Raw genomic sequence first — 17,048 nt, 5'->3', positions numbered from 1 at the left:
CGCACCGGGCGGTAATCTTCGTGACCGTGACCCATGAAGACCAGCCTGCCGCTCCCGTCCGTCGTCGTGGCTACGGTGTCAAGTTGGTCCGAGGGCCCTTTGTTCGGCTGGCGCCGCACGCTGAGGCCTGCTCAGAGCCTGAGGAGCTCGTATCTCTGGCATCGAAGCTCCGCAGTGGTGGAGGCCGCTTGGCCGCTGACCTTTTCAGCGGGGCCGGAGGCTTAAGCCTGGGGCTTCAGGCTGCTGGGTATCAGGTCGTGCTCGCCGTCGATCACGACGAAGAGGCCATCGAGACGCATCGCCACCACCACCCCGGCCTCAGCGTGAACTGGGACCTTGGAGACCCGGGCCGGGTGAGGCAGGTTGCCGAGCTCATCAAGGCGGCGCAGATTGATCTACTCGCCGGAGGGCCGCCTTGCCAACCGTTCTCCAAGGCCGGACGTTCGAAGATCCGCCATCGAGTTCGTAACGGTTTGCGCGACCCGTACGACGAGCGCAAGGACCTGTGGCAATCGTTCCTTGAAATCGCGAAGACGGCCCGTCCAGCGGCCGTCTTGATGGAGAACGTCCCCGACATGGCCTTGGATAAGGAGATGTTTATTCTCCGGACAATGGTCCATGAGCTTGAGTCGATTGGTTACTCGGTCGAGGAGAGTTTGGTGGAGACGTTCCGGTACGGCGTACCCCAATTCCGTCAGCGCCTTATTCTGGTTGCTCTTCGGGACGGCGTCACTTTTACCTGGCCTGCGGAACAGCGGGAGAAGGTGACCGTGTGGAACGCCATCAGTGACTTGCCGGCGGTCGAGGGCGGCTGGCGTCCTGAAGGTGGCGCTGATGGGTGGAGCGACTACGAAGGCCCGCAGAGTGAGTTTCAACGACGAATGCGGGAGTCGGTTCCGACGGGGGATGACCACAAGGTTTTCGATCACATCACCCGGCCCGTCCGGGAGGACGACGCGAGAGCCTTCGAGGCCATGGATGCAACCACCCGGTACCGCGATCTGCCCGAGGAGTTCAAGCGGTATCGAGAAGACATCTTCGACGACAAGTACAAACGACTCGATGAGAATAACCTGTCGCGGACAATCACGGCCCACATCGCCAAGGATGGGTACTGGTACATTCACCCTCGCCAGAACCGCACGATCACGGTGAGGGAAGCAGCTCGCCTCCAGACCTTCCCCGACTGGTTTCGATTCGCCGGCCCGCCCTCGGCAGCCTTCCGCCAGATCGGCAACGCCGTGCCGCCACTGCTCGGCGAACATTTGGCCCGCGCCGTACGCCTCGCACTTGAGGAACCTAGCCCCGTGTCCACTACGACGCGGGACATCGCTGCCCTGCTTTCGAGCTGGTTCGACAGCGCCTCGGTTCGTGGTCTTCCATGGCTGCGAGCCGAGACGCGTTGGCAGGTGATCCAGGGTGAAATGCTCTTGGATCGAGCTCCTGCCGATGTCGTCCGCTTCATTTGGCCGCTGCTCGAACGTTGGCGGGAGCCCCAGGACACGATTTTGGCGGAGGCAGAGCTCATCGAACTCAGCAAGTGGGCGTCGCGACCGCAGCGTGCGGGTGCGATATTAGAGCTGGCCGGCCGCCTCGCCGAACAGCCTGAGCTCCTCAATGAGGACGATGGGCTACGTCAAGTGGCGGGCCTTACCGAGTCAGTGGCGGACCTTGCCATCCTTGTCGTTCCGGCTCGAGGTGACGAGGACTCGGAGGAGCCCGTCCTAGTCACCAAGGGCGTGCTCCGGGTGGCTGCACGATTCAGTGGCGATCCGGTCGACCGTCGTAACCGTCTAACGGACGGTCGACTTGAGGTTGCCCGGATGATCGGCGGGGACAATGACGCTAGACGGGCGCATCTCGGCCTAGTCGAGCTCGCAAACAGCCTGTGCCGACCGGCTGATCCCGAGTGCAACGCCTGTCCTTTGCAGAAGCTCTGTGATGACTCGCAGGCCGATCCCTTGCGCCTCTTCTGAACGCTTCCCAATCCCTCAGCGTTCAAGTCCCAGAGATTGGGCAATCTCTGGCGCCTGCATGCGGAGAGATTGTGCGATCCGCTGCCACGCATCCCACTCGCCGGCTTGCATGGCGGCTGCCCGCAGAGCCAATCCGGTGGTTGTATCCGCATGTGTACTCGCGCGCGTCTCGGCCGATGCGTTGAGGTCAACAGGAACCGGCTTCGCCTTCGTCCGGGCACTCTTCCGGTAGGCGTCGTTGGCGTATAGGCAGAGCTCATTGATGGGTGTTTCAAGCATCTGACGCAGCTGCGCTGGGAGGGAAACCTTCATCTTGGCAACGTTGATGTTGAAAGCTGAGTCGAGATCAGTGGTGAAGTCGAGGGACGCGCGTGCCATCTTTGTGTGCTCGTCGATACCGCGAATCCCACTCCAGCCGCCCCACTGAACCAAGCGGTCAGCCCGGTAGACATATAAGCCCTGCTGTCGATTCCAGTTCAGGGGGCCGGATAGTCTCTCGAATTCAGCCGGACTAGAAAAGCGGTCCCGGGATGGCAGAATGAAGCGGCGGAGATCAACGTGTCCAGACACTCGGCTGACCGCAATTTCAAAGCGTTGAGCGGGCAACTCGGACAGGCCAGCTTCCTCCACTGCGAAAGGGTTCCAAGCCTTGACCTTCTGACCGTTGACGGTGATGACGAGCGGCGGACGGCTACCGATGCCTTCAAGGAATCTGTGGAAGACAATGCCGAGGTGGTCGGCCGTCTTGCCTGCGAGTGCGTCCAGACGCCGCCGCGCCCAACCACCTTCAGGGCGTGTCTCCGGCAGAACCCGGTCAAGTTCGCGCCACAGGACCACGGTTCCGGTGCCTTCCGCGAGCCATTGCTTGGCTCTGCTCACGTCAGGGTCAGCACCGGGATCCATCACGATCCACTGGTCCCACTCCTCGACGACGTTCAGATCCAGAAGGCGTGCGGACGTGCGAACCACGTCCGGCGTACTTCGGGAAATCACTGCGACAGAGCGGCACTGCGACAGCGAGGCGGTCTTGAGGCCGAGCCCGTAGCGGCCCAGCTCTCCCCGGGAGTAGGTGCGGCGACTGCCCAGACGGAGTCCCTCCAGCAGTGCCCCGGGGGACATCCCCCTGCCGTCGTCTGCGATGTAGACGCGGGACTTGGAGCCGGCGAACTCGATCATTACGTTGATACGGGTAGCACCTGCCGCAACGCTGTTGTCGACGATGTCTGCGACAGCCGTCGGAAAGTCGTAACCGATGTCGCGAAGTGAACCCGTCAGCCGTGCAGCTGAGGGAGCGACCTCGAACCACCCCTTGCCAGGCATCCGCCTACCTCCAACTCGTCGATCGAGAGGACCAGGATGTCACAACCTACGCGAGGATCTTGGGACGCCTAGCCCTGCCCACGTAGGTTCCGCCAAGTCGCCTCGATCTCGTCGGCAACTGTTGCAGGTTTCTGGTGCTCCCAGAAGTGCTGGACATGCCAACCCAGGGCCGCGAGGGCGATGTCCTTCTCGTGGTCCCGCTCCACGTTGCGCTGCAACTTGGCCTCCCACCATGCCCGGTTGTTCTTGGGCATAACCCCATGTAGGGGGCACCGGTGCCAGAAGCAGCCATCGACGAAGACGGCCAGACGGACGCGGGTGAAGGCGACGTCCGGTCTACCGGGGAGAGCCGGGTGGTTGACCCTGAAGCGGAGCCCCCGCCGATGCAGCTCCCTGCGGATGAGAAGTTCCGGCTTGGTCGACGAGCGACGCATCCCCTTCATCTGCCTAGAGACGGCGTCGTTAAGGGGCGGTGGCCGGTGGCCCATGGCAGAACCGCCGGTGTCGTAGGTTTCGACGCCTCCGTCAGCCGCGACAGCGTCAGTTTGAGGGTGCACCACGATGTCATCCCTACCATCTCCGGCCCTCTCAGCCCGGGTGTCAGACACCCGACACTCTGCCTGCTGCATCGGCAAGATCAGCAGCTGGTCCGATTGACGGCCGAGTATCGGCGGCGAGCCGCGGCCTTTCAGATGAGGACTTCGGGGTCCCGCTGGCAGGACTCCTGCCTGTAGTGTCCGGGGACACCTTGTGGGGAGGTGACTTGGCTCCTTGGTTGGCTGGAGATGCCGCCCGTCGGCCGAAGCGGACTGTCCCGTGCTGGCACATCTGTGCCTCATGCGGACACCAGTGCGTGGTGGCTGACTCGCAAGGCGAGTCAGGGTCAGCTGAGACCGGCCGCCTGCGCGGTCGAACAGGCGGCGCTGGCGATCGCTCGGCTCATCCCCGTTCATGGCGACCCCTATTCGAATGGATGAGAAGCAAGTGGATGTGGCGGTCGACGAGGAGTGGGACGACGCCGCTCCACGCCCCAAGGCACTAATTGAGAGTCTCCGATCATTTGGGTACTCGCCGGAAACTGCGCTGGCGGACCTTGTGGACAACAGCATCAGCGCAGATGCGAGGCGGATCGATGTTCGTTTCGTCTGGCGAGGGGCCGACTCTCACGTCGCCATCATTGACGACGGCAGGGGCATGAGTGCGGACGGGTTGGTCGATGCGATGCGACCCGGAACCGTGAGCCCCCTCGAACTGCGGCGCCCAAGCGACCTCGGGAGATTCGGCTTGGGCCTCAAGACCGCATCATTCTCACAGGCGCGCGAGTTGACGGTGATAACAAAGCCCGGCGCAGGCGTCGTGTCGGTCCGACGCTGGGACCTGGACGTTGTGGGAAGCACGGGCGAGTGGCGGCTCCTCCGTACGGCGGCTGTGCACGCTGCCCAGTACGTAGAGCTGATCGAGAAGCAGGGCGGCACCGCAATCATCTGGACGAAATGCGACAGGCTGATCGGCGATTCCTTGGGCGACCTCGACAGATCTCACGACCGCTTCCTTCGATCGGCGGAATCGGTTTCGAAGCATCTTGGAATGATCTTCCACCGATTCCTTGATCGTCGCAGCCCGATTGTGATCACAATCAACGGTAATGCCGTTATCCCTTGGGACCCCATACTGAAGCACAGCGCGACGCATCAAGTGTCGCCGCCCGAACGTCTTCCTCTCGCCGGCTCTGCTGTGACCATTAGTTCGTTTGTCTTACCGCACAGAAGCAAATTAAATGACGCCCAGCAGGCGTACGGGGGCGGGACGAAGGGGTGGAACGCGCACCAAGGATTCTACGTCTACCGCAATGATCGGCTAGTGGTTTCAGGTGACTGGCTCGGATTGGGGGTGTCGAAAGACGAACATACAAAGCTTGCTCGGATTCTGGTCGACTTCGACTCAACGCTCGACCTCCTCTGGCAAATCGACGTCAAGAAGTCAACTGCTCGTCCTCCCGGACCGATCATACAGGATCTGAAACGAATCGCGGCGGCCACGAGGCGGCATGCGGAATCCGTGTACCGCCATCGGGGATCCATGACTGTCAGAAGCAGCGGCAAAGATCTCGTCTTTGCTTGGCAGGAGTTCAAGGACAGGGCCGGCGCACTGAAGCTACGCCTTAACCGTCAGCACCCCGTCCTGCAGCACGCGCTGGATGGGCCGCCCCAGCAGCGCAGAGCGGTGGAACGCGTTCTCAGGTTTGCTGAAGAGACGATTCCGACGACGCTGATTGGTATGCGCGTGTCAGAGTCGCTCGACCAGCAGAGTTTGCCATTCAAGCACCACCAGACGGAGTTGCTCGCCCTCTTGCGCTACTCGGTGGAGACCTTGGTGAAAGCAGGGCAGACGACCGAGGAAAGCATACGGCAGCTCTCAGCTGTCGAGCCCTTTGCCAGCCACCCCCAGTTGATTGAGGCCTTTAAGGAGCAGTTGTCATGAGTCTCACGCCTTACGACGAGGTTCGAGGCCTCGTCATGACGCTCATCAGCGCCGAGCAGGCTAATGGACGACTGCTTACACCGCAGTTCATCGAAGCGCGCGTCAGTCACATCCTTGATATGTACTGGCCGATGAAAGGGGCGGAATTCGTTCATGCCGTCGACCGGGTCGCACTCGTGCGTGACGTAGAATCCTCATGCAATGTGTTCATACCCAGCGCCAATGTCATGGAAGGTGACGAAGATCACGATCCTTGGCTAGATGAATCAAAGTCAAGCATCGAGTGGCGGTTCTGGGATCGGTATCGCCGCTATGTGAGCACTGTGGGCAAAATGCCCCCCTCGGCCGTTGATCGGCTTGACGAGATCACGGACATGGTTCTCGGTAGGCTTGAACGTCCAAGCCGGAAGGGACCATGGGATCGGCGCGGACTCGTCGCTGGTCAGGTACAGAGCGGCAAGACGGGGAACTACATCGGATTGACGTGCAAAGCAATCGACGCCGGTTACAAACTTGTGATCGTTCTGGCCGGGATTCACAACAGCCTCCGTGCCCAGACGCAGGCTCGGGTCGACGAGGGAGTCCTCGGCTTCAGTACGGAGAAGGCTCTTCGCTACGACGCGGTGACGGGGCGCCGAGTAGGGGTAGGGCTCCTTGCAGGACAATATCTACATGTCAACTCCTTTACTTCAAGAAAACAGAATGGTGATTTCAATCTTAGAGTCGCAGAGCAGGTGGGGGTAAATGTCGGCGGTTCGGACCCTGTGGTTCTGGTGGTCAAGAAAAACAAAAGCGTCCTGACCAACCTTTTAACTTGGGCCACCAGCATCAGTGCTGTTGCAGATCCGACCACGGGCAAACAGGTCGTGCGAGGGGTCCCGATGCTGGTTATCGACGATGAGGCGGATCAAGCTTCGGTCGACACGAATGGTCCAAGAAGGGGCGTTCAAGATACTGAGTACGCCCCCAGTGTGATCAACGGCTTGGTGCGGCAGCTATTGGACCGCTTCGAGCAGAGCTCATACGTTGGCTACACCGCTACCCCATTCGCCAACATTTTCATCGATCCTGATGTGTCGAACGAAGAGGCTGGTCAGAGCCTCTTCCCGCGGAGTTTTATCCTGAGCCTCCCCGCACCGTCAAACTACATTGGGCCCTCCCGCGTCTTCGGCCTGAAGGAGGACATCAGCAGGAACATCGAGTTCGTTGCCCCGCTGCCGATGGTGCGTAGGGTCGCTGACTTTGAGGCCTGGATGCCCGACGGCCACCGTCGGGACCATGTTCCGGGGCCGATGCCGAGGTCTCTTCGTGAGGCGATATTAGCGTTCGTTTTGACGTGCGCCGTCCGACGGTGGCGCGGACAGTCAGGCAAGCACAACTCCATGCTCGTCCACGTTACACGGTTCGTGGACGTGCAGCGGCACGTTCGCGACCAGGTAAGCGAAGAGCTCGAGCGGCTGCAGAATCACCTTCGGCTCGGCGAAATCAGCAGCGACCTAGTGTGGCATGAGGCCGGCGAGCTTTACGGGCGCGACTTCGTCCGGACCACTGATTCCTTCGGTGCCTTCGATGACCTCAGCGACCAGACAGGAAAAACACCCTCTTGGTCAGACCTGCAGCCGCACCTACCACTGGCCGCCAGCTCCATCGCTGTCAAGCTGATCAACGGCAGCGCCGCAGACGCGCTAGATTACGTTGACCATCCGGACGGCATCCATGTGATCGCAGTTGGCGGCGCGAAGTTGTCTAGGGGGCTGACTCTTGAAGGACTGAGTATCAGCTACTACCTGCGCGGCTCCCGTATGTACGACACTCTGATGCAGATGGGTCGTTGGTTCGGCTACCGGTCCGGATACCTGGATCTCTGCCGGCTCTACACTACTGATGAGCTAGCGCATTGGTATGCGCTCATCACCGAAGCAAGCGAAGAGCTGTACCACGAGTTTGACTACATGGTGGCGTTGGGCAGCACTCCGCGCGAGTTCGGGCTTCGTGTGCAGCAGCATCCTGACGGCTTGATGGTTACCTCACCGAATCGGATGAGGACAGCGCGTCTGATCACGATGAGCTTCGCTGGCAATCTGAGTGAAACCGTGTTGTTTCAAACAAGCGGAGCATCTCGAAAGCGAAATTGGACAGCGCTCAGAACCCTTGTAGAGAAGCTACCCTCGCCCGACAGGTCACTTGAGGTCACGGAAGAGGAAGGGTCAGGCGGGAATTACGTGTGGCGAAACGTTCCTGCCGGCCTAGTTGCCGAGTTCTTTGCGAGCTACACGACGCATGAGGATGCCTACAAGGTGCAGCCACGGGCGATAAGAGATTACATTCTGAGCAGGACGCAGGACGATCCACCTGAACTCACCGATTGGTGGATCCTTTTGGCCAACAGCTCGTCGTCCACTGCTGGCCAGGAGAAAGTAGGGACCCTGAGGGTGGGTTTGACGAAGCGAGGTTGGCATTCCGGCCAGATCGAATCGTCCCCTGCGCCCGGTCGTTTCCCGATTCGCCGCTTGGTGAGTCCCTCCCATGAGCGTGTAGACATCGTTCCAGGTACTCCTCAGTATGACGAAGCACTCCAGAACACGAGAGAAATGTGGGCGAGCAGCCCCAGGAAGAACTTGCGGGACAAGGAGCCCTCTCAGCCAGCTGGTATTGCATGCCGTAGAGTGAGGCCACCTTCGCGAGGGCTCCTGATCCTTTATCCGTTGAATCTCCAGGGAGCCCCGTACGCTTTGGAAAAAGGCGATCCGTTCGTAGGGTTCGCGGTGTCCTTTCCTGGCAGCACTAAGGCAAAGCCGATGGAATATCAGGTTACGAAAGATGCATGGCTTAAACTCCATCAGCCGCACGAGGTCGAGGAAGAGGACTTCGAGGATGATGAGTGGAGCGCGTTATGACGTTTGACGCCACATGGCATGACATCGACAAGCAATCCACTCCGTCTGGGGTGGTCAGACGGCGAATTGAGCCCGATCTTCCATTTGATCTATTCCTCGAACAGGAGCGTCCAAGCAGGCTCCGCAGCTTCATCGCTGTATTTGCCGAAGCGGCAGGGCCATTCGCGCAGCAGATCCGATCGTCTCGGGGCCTTGAGGTTGAGGTGTCATGGTCGGTCGGGTCAACCGTGTTCAAGCTGACCGAACGTGACGCCCGCTACAAGTCTGTCTTTGACGCCCTCGTGATTGATCTCGTCTCTGGCCTCCGCAGAGTGGTGAAGATCCCCGCGGTTGAGCGCCCCGCTCCGCCCGATTTCGTGGCGGGCAGGATTCTGCGTTGGCAGAACTTTCTCAAGGCGGGACCCGATGGGCTTAGCGAGGAGAGTCAGGTCGGTTTGTTCGCCGAGCTTAAGGTCATCCTGCGTCTGGTGGAGGAGGGAGTGCCGGTTCGAGATGCCGTTGCCGCATGGACCGGCCCCATGGGGGCACCTCAAGACTTTCAGTTCGACCGCTTTTCGGTTGAGGTGAAGGCTTCGCGGCAGGCCAAGCCAACCACGATTCGGGTATCTTCCGAGCGGCAGCTTGATACCAAGTACCTGGGTCGGCTGTATCTGGTCCATCTGGCAATCGATGCGAAGGCCAACGGTGCAGGGGATTCGCTACCTCGACTCGTCGAGTCCGTGCGCGAATTGGCGGGACGAACCTTGGATCTTGGTCTTTCGTTCGACGATGCGCTGCTCGCGTACGGCTACGTCGACTCCCATGCTTCACGATACAATGCAAGACTCTTTATGGTCAGGGACATGGATATCTTTGAGGTTCGGAACGGCTTTCCTCGCATCACTGAGGATCTGCTGCCTGAAGGGGTGGGGTCCGTCTCTTATGGCCTAGCCTTGTCTGCCTGCGAGCAGTATCGCATGAATCCACTAGACTTCTGGGCTGCCGTTGCAGGTGATGCCGCATGAGTGATGTAGCGACCCAAGATTTTGCGCAGGAATTGCAGCAGCGTGTCCTTCTTGACGCTGAGCGCGAGGAGCTGCCGTTGCCTGCCGCCTTTACTGACTACATGCGCGGCGTCCTGGCCGGCGCGGGCGAGATCGAAGATGGCGAGACGGCGCTCTACTCGAAGGACGGCCGGGACGCTATGCTCGCGTCAGGCTTCTGTATCTCCGATGACAGGGTATCTGTAGACATATTTGTTACGGACTACCAGCCTTCTCCGTCTATCAGAAGTCTTGGAAAGACGGATGTCGCGTCGCTGTTTCGGAAGCTGAAGCGTTTCGCTGTGAATTGCCAAGAAGGGTTGGCCAGCGGGCTTGAGGAGTCAATGCCGGCATGGGACATGGCCTCAAGGCTCGGTCGGGCACTTCCCAGTGCTGAGAAAGTTCGTCTCACGCTTCTCACCAACGCTCGCGTCAAATCCGGAGCGCCGGCGCCCTCGCAATCCGACTGGCCGGATCTTACCTTCCATGTCTGGGATGTGGACCGCTTGTACCGCCTTGAGACTTCTGGGCGAGAACGCGAACCAATCGTGGTCGACCTTGATCGAATCGCGGGAGAACCTCTTCCTGCTTTGGGACCCAGAGGTGTCGTCGATGACTATAAAGCGTTTCTCCTATTGATTCCGGGCTCTGTTTTGGCGGATATCTACGAGGAATACGGCGCTCGGCTACTTGAGCTGAACGTCAGGTCCTTCTTGCAGGCCAGGGGCAAAGTAAATCGAGGCATCCAGCAGACGATCAAGGATGAGCCGCACCGCTTCCTTGCCTACAACAATGGTATTTCAATGACGGCGGCGTCAGTCGATCTCAAGCCGCTGCCCACGGGCGAGACCGGCATTTGCCGCATCCATGATCTCCAGATTGTAAATGGTGGGCAGACTACAGCTTCCCTGTATCACGCAAAAGCCCGCGCCCGCCGTGATGCGAACCCCTTGGACGGCATCTTTGTTCAAGCAAAGCTGTCCGTCGTTCCCGAAGGCAGGTTGAAGGATCTGGTACCACGCATTTCCGAGTTTGCAAACAGTCAGAACACTGTCAAGACTGCTGACTTTAGCGCAAACGACCCATTTCATGTAGAACTGGAGAAGTTGTCGAGAACCATCTGGGCTCCGGCTAAAGACGGCTCGCAGAGGTCGACGCGCTGGTTCTATGAGCGGGCGCGTGGCCAGTACGCTGATGCTCTTTCCGTCGAACGGACCCCTGCGCGTCAGAGGGCGTTCAAGGAACTGCATCCGGTGGATCAGAAGTTCACGAAGACGGACCTTGCCAAGTACGAGATGACTTGGAGTCAGCGCCCTTACTTGGTGGCACTCGGCGCCGAACGATGCTTCCGTGAGTTTACCTTAAAGCTTGGTGACAAGCCGGAATTCAAACCCGACTCGAGCTACTTCGAACAGCTGGTCGCGAAGGCCATCTTGTTTCGATCTGCTGAGAAGATCATCGGTGGGCTCGGCCTTGGCGGTTACCGTTCGCAGACAGTGACCTACACACTGGCTCTCCTTTCGCGTAAAACCAGTCAGCAGTTGGATCTAGGAAGAATTTGGAGGCAGCAGGCGCTGTCTGAAGAATTGGAAGCCGCTGTACAGTATGTCTCGCGAGATGTTCACCGCACGCTTGTGGTGACGGCCGGGTCGGCAAACATTGCTGAATGGGCTAAGAAGGAGGCGGCCTGGCAGGCTGTTCAATCGATTTCCTGGGAGTCAAGCGAAGGCCTTATAGCCAGCAAGAGGCAGGGGTCCAAGCTGGACTTTGAGGAAAAATGGACACCTGAGGCGAAAGCAGCCGCTATCAAGGTGATGTCTGTCAACGCGGCCGGTTGGGACGCTCTGCTTCAGTGGGGTTCGCGGTCGAGAAATCTGGACGCTGCTCAGCGCAAGGTGGCTGTCCGTGTACGGGACATGCAGCGGCGCGGGGGTGAGCCAACACCGAGTCTCATGGTAGCTGGTACCGAGATTCTCGCTCTCGCGGAGGATGCGGGATTCTCTGGCTTCTAGTCTGCGCCGGGCCGGACGCGCCGCAGGTCGAAGAGCTGGGAGACAAGAACGGCGTGACGGTACCGTTTCTCGCCAGGTTCGACGCCATCGCGTTCGCTATCCCAATCGATTGCCTACGCGCTGGCCTTCCTTGCGGTAGCGAGGAAGGCCAGCCGTCGCAGTGCTTAGGCCCATGTCGAGGCTGCTCAGCTGACAGCGGCCGTGTCGCGCTGTGCGATGCGAGCGCTTTGCCGTTACGTAGCGAGATCGGCGAATGGCGTCCAACGCGCGTCGCGGTCGTGCTCCCGGGCAGATCGGAGACGGGTGGCGAACTCGGCGGCGACCTTCTCCGAATTCGCCAGGAGCGGCACGGCGGCGACGATCATCTTCAGCTCGCGGGCCTCACGAAGGAGTGGCCACGCCGGGTCGGAGGTGACCTCGGCCCCGTAGGCCCGCGCCAAGCCGCGGTGCAGACCCGTACCCCCGAACCGCGCCTCGCCGACGGCGACCGCCACCAGATCGACCTGCCAGGGGCCGACGCAGGTGGCGTCGAAGTCGCACATCACAACCCGGCCCGACGGATCGTGGAGCAGGTTGCCGACGTGGGCGTCGCCATGGATGAGCGTCGGCTCCGCACGCTGGTTGAGAGCCTGGATCTGCGGCTCCAGACGGTCGCACCAGGCCGCCAGGAAGTCATGGTCGGTCCTGTCCAGCCCGTCCGCGTCGGCCAGGCGGCGGCGCGCGTCGTCGATGGGATCCCAGGCGGGCAGCCGGAACGGGGGAGTTCCGAGCGCGTGAAACTCTTGCAGCACCAGGCCGAGGTCGTCGACTGTTGGGGCCGGCTCTCGGGGAGGAAGGTACGTCCAGACCGAGGCGGCCAGGTCGCCAACTTCGACCGGCTGTCGCGAGACCGGCGCCAGGCGGATCGTCGGAGCGTCGGTCTCGGCGAACCAGCTACCGAGTTGAACCACTTTCGTCACACGCCCGCGCAGTCGATGCGTGCGGGCGATCCGGATGACGACGCCCGCATCGGGAAGGGCGAAGACGGCGTTGTTGGTCAGGCGTAGCAGCTGAGCATTCTCGGGTGAGAGACCCAGGATGGCGACGACCTCCCGCATCGCCGCGGTCATCGCCTCTTCGGAGAACCTTCCGCTCATAACGCGGCCGCAGCCCGAGCCGGGAGGGCGCGTTCGAACTCGGCCACCTCCGGCAGGTGCCGGTGTCGGGCGAGGTCGCGACGCAGATTCACCACCCGATCGAGCACCCGTTTCGAACTCAACGCTCTGGCCTGCGCCACCACCCGGGCACCCACCTTGAGAGCCTGCTCGGGCTCGTCCGCGAGGAACAGCGCGCTGCACAGGCCGATCTCGTTCAGCACCATGCTGCGCACGTTCGCCGGGCCGAATGCGACTATCGCGTCCTCCACGGATTGGACCGCCTCGGACGCGTGTTTGCCGTCGTGTCGGGCGTGGTCGCGGTACACGCGGCCGTACTGAGCGAGGAGTTCGCCTCTGTCGTAGAAGCCCATCCAGTCCGGCTCGCGATCGGGCACGATCTGCTCGAACTGGTCGCTTGCCCTGCCTAGGGTGGTGATCGCGGTCTTGTGGTCGCCGAGTGCGGCGGTCGAGGCGGCTTCGGCACCCCAGAGCAGGGCCTTGACCGCCGGCGTGGCCTGCGAGCCGAGTTGAGCGTGGGCGAGTTGCAGGGTTGCCAGGGCGTCCCGGTTGTGTCGCTGGTGTTGGAGCTGCTTGGCCTGCGAGTAGCGAATCATCGCGGCCAGCGGCACATCTCCGGCGGTGAGCGCGGCTCGTTCGCCCGCGACGAAGTGCCGTTGGGCGTCGGCGTGCCGTCCCGCGTCGAGTGCCGTCCAGCCGGCCAGTTGCCGGGCGGCCGCCACCGCCGCTACCAGGCGTGGCGTCAGGCCGATCGGATGCGACCAGTCGAGCATCCGGTACACCGATTCAGCGAAGCGGGCCACCTCCCGGTACAGCACACCGCCGCCGCATTCGTAGTCCACCGAGCGGTACAGCTCAAGCACGGCGTTCAGCCGGGTGACGTCCGAAACGCCGATGCGGCGCGGCTGCACGGTCTCGGAGGTGTTGAGCAGCCCGGCACCGGCCGCGACGGCGGCGATTCCGGCCAGCAGTGCACGCCGGCCCTCGTCCGGTCGGCTACGGTCCGGCTCCCTGGACGGGCTGCCGACCACCATGGGCCCCCCGCCCGGCGTGGCGAACCAAAGGTGCCTACCGGGGATGCCGAGCAGTTGCGCCCAGTGCGCCAAGCGGTCCAGGTGCTTCAGCGGGGGCCCGTTCTCCACCCGGCTCAGCTGTGCCTGGGTGATCCCCAGCCACCCCGCCACCACGACCTGCGGCAGCGCCGCTCGCCCGTGGTAGGGATGGCTTCGGTACGCCCGGATCACCCGCCCGAGGTGGCGGGACGCGAGCGCCTGTCGTACCGGTTCGTGGTCCCAGAACGACGCCGGCACCGCCGGTGGTGCGCTCAGCCGGTCGCGCTCGGCGGCCTGGCACGGCGCGCAGCGTCCGCTGTCGTTGTCGCGGGCCAGCCGCCCGCCGCAGCGTGGGCAGTTCGCGTGTGTCACCGGCAACCTCGCTACTCAGGTCGACTTCCGGCCGACCATGGTTGATCTCGGTTAGATGCTGAACGCACTGATCCGTGGCGTGGCTCGATGGTTGAGTGCCCTCGGGCTGCCGTGTCAGGGAAGCTGGGTGGGTCTGATCAGGACGTCGAAGGTCGGGGCATCCTCCCAGTTCGGCCGGAGCTTGGTGACCGTCTTCCAGCCCCAAGAGCGGTAGGCAGCTTGGGCGGGAGAGTTGTCCGGGTCGGCCAGCAGGGTCGCCCGAGATTCGACCCGGGCGCTGAGCAGCTCATCGTGCAACATCCTGGCGATGCCACGGCGCCGCCAACCATCAGCCACCATGAGCTCGCTGATGGCGAAGGTGCGCTTTCCGTCCTCGTCAGTGAACCCGGCCGAGATGGGCTTCTGGATACCCGTCCACCAGCTTGTGCCGGCAGGCAGGGGGAAGCCGTAAATGTAGCCGACCAGATCCTCGCCGGCTGTTGTGGTGACCAAGGTCCAGCTGTCCCGTGCCATGTGTGCGGCGAGCTGGCGGCGGTAGCGGTCCTCGCTGTGGAACTCGCCGCCGTCGGCGTACACGCGAAGATAGAGAGCGACAAGCCCATCAACCAGCGGTGCAGCCTGGTCGGCAGAGTAGTGGCGCAGCCGCAGATCCTGCATCGTCGGGTCGCTCCTCGCCTGAGTGCTCATCACTGGTAGGGGCCAACTGCCATTCGATAGAAGACCTTCGCGGGAAGTTGCTGAACGCCAAGGCGTGCGTAGAAGCGCTGAGCGTTGATGTTCCCCCGGTCCGTCGTCCACTCGACCCGACTGCATCCGCTCTCCACTGCGACCATCCTCAGGGCGTCCACGAGCTGTCGACCGATCCCCTTGCCCCGGTGCGACGCGCTGACGTACAGCTCCTTGAGAAAGAGCGAGCGCGTTAGCCCGACCGCCGGCCACAGGTAGGAGTAGGAGGCGAAACCGACGAGCTCGCCGTCGTCGTCCCTCGCTAGGAGGACGCAGATGCCGGCGTCGCTGTCGAAGACGTTCGCCTTGATCTCGGCCACCCGATCCTCGATGGCAGCGAACTCTGTCGCTCCGTAAAACCGGTCCATCTCCTCGAGGAGGATGGCGAGGCCGGCTGCGTCGGCGGGTTCGGCGGGTGCTACGGAAGGCACAGAAGTCAGCCCCTTGCTCCGGCGGATGTGTCGGCGAGGATCTCATACATCTCCCGGGCGGCGCCGAGGCCGCGCCCCGGTGCCGGGAACGACTGGTACACCTCCCAGGCCCGAGTCCTGAGCAGGCCGGTGCGCTGGGTTGGGCTGAGGCTGAGGAGCGTGTCGCAGCTGGTCACGGCGGCGGTGTTGACGTCACCCTCACGTGCCAGGCTCATGGCCTGGTCGAGGCGGATCAGCGCGCGGTCGAGAAAGTCGCGCGCCGGATACAGCGCCAGCGCTCTTTCCTGCGCTGATCGCGCGGCTGACCAGTGCCCAAGGTGGGTGTAGGCGTTGCCCTCGTGAAAGCGGAGCTGCGCCTCGTCGTACCCGAATGCCGAGGCGACTGTATGGTCCGCGTCCAACGCGCTCAGAGCCACCTCGGCGCGACCAAGCGCTGAGCGTGCCGCCTCGGTGTGGCCCATGCGCGCCTCGGCGCGAGCCTGCAACGCTGCCGCCAACGGCTCGCCGGCACACGAGACGAATCGACCGACGGCCTGCGCTTCCTCAGCCACGACAAGGGCGGTCGTCAACTGGCCGCGGTAGTAGTGGACGTAGGCTTCCTGGCCCCGTACCCAGCATTGGGTAGCGGGATCCGCCGCCTCGTCGGCGGCGATCCGTGCGGTGCGGATCCAGTGCCCGGCATAGCCAGGCTCGCCCATCTTGATCAGCGTCAGGAACATCAGCCCAGCCATCTGAGCCGTTGCCCGGGTGAGCCGACGTAATGAGTTCGAGGGCAGGCGCTCGCTGAACAGCCGTTGGATGTCGGTGAAGTCGGTGGCCAGCTCTCGGAAGTGCTCCTGTGCCGGTCGATGTCGAGTTGCCCGGCCATGGTCCAGGACGACTTGCTCCCAGTCATCCAGGTAGGCGCTCGCCGTCGAGCCACCTCCGGACACCGACTCGGTTAGACCTTGTCTGAGCACTTCCAACCGGGCCAGGACGAGGGCCGCCGGCTCGGCTTCTGCGGTCACGCTGGGGCTCCCGTCTGTCGCCGTTCCACCGGCGTTTTTCGCTGCGTTGGAGTGTTGAGCTGACCGCTTCGCTCGGATACGAGCGGTCGACGTGCGCTTTCCGGCACCTGGAAGGGCGAACCAAAGGTGTTCACCTGGGACAGCGAGGACCTGAGCCCAGTGGATGAGTCGGTCGAGGTGCACGACCGGTGGTCCGTTCTCCACCCGGCTCAGCTGCGCCTGGGTGATCCCCAGCCACCCCGCCACCACAACCTGCGGCAGCCCGACCCGCCCGTGGTACGGATGGCTTCGGTACGCCCGGATCACCCGCCCGAGGTGCCGGGACGCGAGCGCCTGTCGTACCGGTTCGTGCTCCCAGAACGACGCCGGCACCGCCGGTGGCGCGCTCAGCCGGTCGCGCTCGGCGGCCTGGCACGGCGCGCAGCGTCCGCTGTCGTTGTCGCGGGCCAGCCGCCCGCCGCAGCGTGGGCAGTTCGCGTGTGTCACCGGCAACCTCGCCATTCGCGGGTGGCTGTGTCCGAAGTCGAGCCTATCCATTGAATCCGTTCTGTCGAGGGTCGGTATACGTAGCGCGCATATCGAGGATGCTCACGCCGTC

Annotated in this window: 12 protein-coding genes; 5 read left to right on the top strand and 7 right to left on the bottom strand. The window is 62.5% G+C overall.

What is annotated here, in order from left to right:
• Positions 1–188: 188 nt before the first annotated feature.
• A complete protein-coding gene (locus tag ACFY3U_RS02820) occupies positions 189–1,976 on the top strand; it encodes a DNA cytosine methyltransferase (RefSeq protein ID WP_387193756.1) in 1,788 nt (595 codons plus the stop codon).
• Between the two features lie 15 nt (positions 1,977–1,991).
• Here the strand turns inward: ACFY3U_RS02820 and ACFY3U_RS02815 are convergent, their stop codons facing one another.
• On the bottom strand, positions 1,992–3,296 hold the full coding sequence (locus tag ACFY3U_RS02815) for an ATP-binding protein (protein ID WP_387193754.1): 1,305 nt from the start codon (positions 3,294–3,296) through the stop codon (positions 1,992–1,994).
• 68 nt (positions 3,297–3,364) lie between these two features.
• Entirely contained in the window at positions 3,365–3,925 is a 561-nt protein-coding gene (locus tag ACFY3U_RS02810) for a very short patch repair endonuclease (RefSeq protein ID WP_387193751.1), read from the bottom strand.
• 340 nt (positions 3,926–4,265) lie between these two features.
• Here ACFY3U_RS02810 and ACFY3U_RS02805 point away from each other — a divergent pair, with 340 nt between their 5' ends.
• The 4 genes from ACFY3U_RS02805 to ACFY3U_RS02790 are packed head-to-tail and all read left to right on the top strand — an operon-like array spanning position 4,266 to position 11,708.
• The gene (locus ACFY3U_RS02805; RefSeq protein ID WP_387193749.1) at positions 4,266–5,777 is read left to right on the top strand and encodes an ATP-binding protein; all 1,512 of its coding nucleotides are present in this window, start codon (positions 4,266–4,268) and stop codon (positions 5,775–5,777) included.
• The gene (locus ACFY3U_RS02800; RefSeq protein WP_387193746.1) at positions 5,774–8,674 is read left to right on the top strand and encodes a Z1 domain-containing protein; all 2,901 of its coding nucleotides are present in this window, start codon (positions 5,774–5,776) and stop codon (positions 8,672–8,674) included. Before ACFY3U_RS02805 ends, ACFY3U_RS02800 begins: the two co-directional genes overlap by 4 nt.
• Positions 8,671–9,678, top strand: a complete 1,008-nt coding sequence (locus ACFY3U_RS02795) for a PD-(D/E)XK motif protein (protein ID WP_387193743.1) — start codon at positions 8,671–8,673, stop codon at positions 9,676–9,678. The genes ACFY3U_RS02800 and ACFY3U_RS02795 overlap by 4 nt, the downstream gene beginning before the upstream one ends.
• The gene (locus tag ACFY3U_RS02790) at positions 9,675–11,708 is read left to right on the top strand and encodes an AIPR family protein (RefSeq protein WP_387193740.1); all 2,034 of its coding nucleotides are present in this window, start codon (positions 9,675–9,677) and stop codon (positions 11,706–11,708) included. Before ACFY3U_RS02795 ends, ACFY3U_RS02790 begins: the two co-directional genes overlap by 4 nt.
• Positions 11,709–11,941: 233 nt before the next feature.
• Here ACFY3U_RS02790 and ACFY3U_RS02785 read toward each other — a convergent pair whose 3' ends face one another.
• The 5 genes from ACFY3U_RS02785 to ACFY3U_RS02765 all read right to left on the bottom strand — a co-directional run bounded on the left by ACFY3U_RS02785 (position 11,942) and on the right by ACFY3U_RS02765 (position 16,936).
• Complete coding sequence (locus tag ACFY3U_RS02785) at positions 11,942–12,844, bottom strand: aminoglycoside phosphotransferase family protein (protein ID WP_387193737.1); 903 nt, start codon at positions 12,842–12,844, stop codon at positions 11,942–11,944.
• On the bottom strand, positions 12,841–14,286 hold the full coding sequence (locus ACFY3U_RS02780) for an XRE family transcriptional regulator (protein WP_387193735.1): 1,446 nt from the start codon (positions 14,284–14,286) through the stop codon (positions 12,841–12,843). Before ACFY3U_RS02780 ends, ACFY3U_RS02785 begins: the two co-directional genes overlap by 4 nt.
• Before the next feature lie 114 nt (positions 14,287–14,400).
• Positions 14,401–14,943 carry a GNAT family N-acetyltransferase gene (locus ACFY3U_RS02775; protein ID WP_387193732.1) on the bottom strand — a complete coding sequence of 181 codons (543 nt, stop codon included), beginning with the start codon at positions 14,941–14,943 and terminating at the stop codon, positions 14,401–14,403.
• A 29-nt stretch (positions 14,944–14,972) separates the two neighbouring features.
• Positions 14,973–15,443, bottom strand: a complete 471-nt coding sequence (locus ACFY3U_RS02770; protein WP_387193729.1) for a GNAT family N-acetyltransferase — start codon at positions 15,441–15,443, stop codon at positions 14,973–14,975.
• Positions 15,444–15,448: 5 nt separating this feature from the next.
• Complete coding sequence (locus ACFY3U_RS02765; protein WP_387193726.1) at positions 15,449–16,936, bottom strand: helix-turn-helix domain-containing protein; 1,488 nt, start codon at positions 16,934–16,936, stop codon at positions 15,449–15,451.
• Positions 16,937–17,048 lie beyond the last annotated feature (112 nt).

Source organism: Micromonospora sp. NPDC000089 (genome assembly GCF_042899365.1).
GTDB lineage: Bacteria > Actinomycetota > Actinomycetes > Mycobacteriales > Micromonosporaceae > Micromonospora.
Note: the sequence above shows the minus strand (reverse complement) of the source record. Positions and strands in the feature narration are given on the sequence as shown.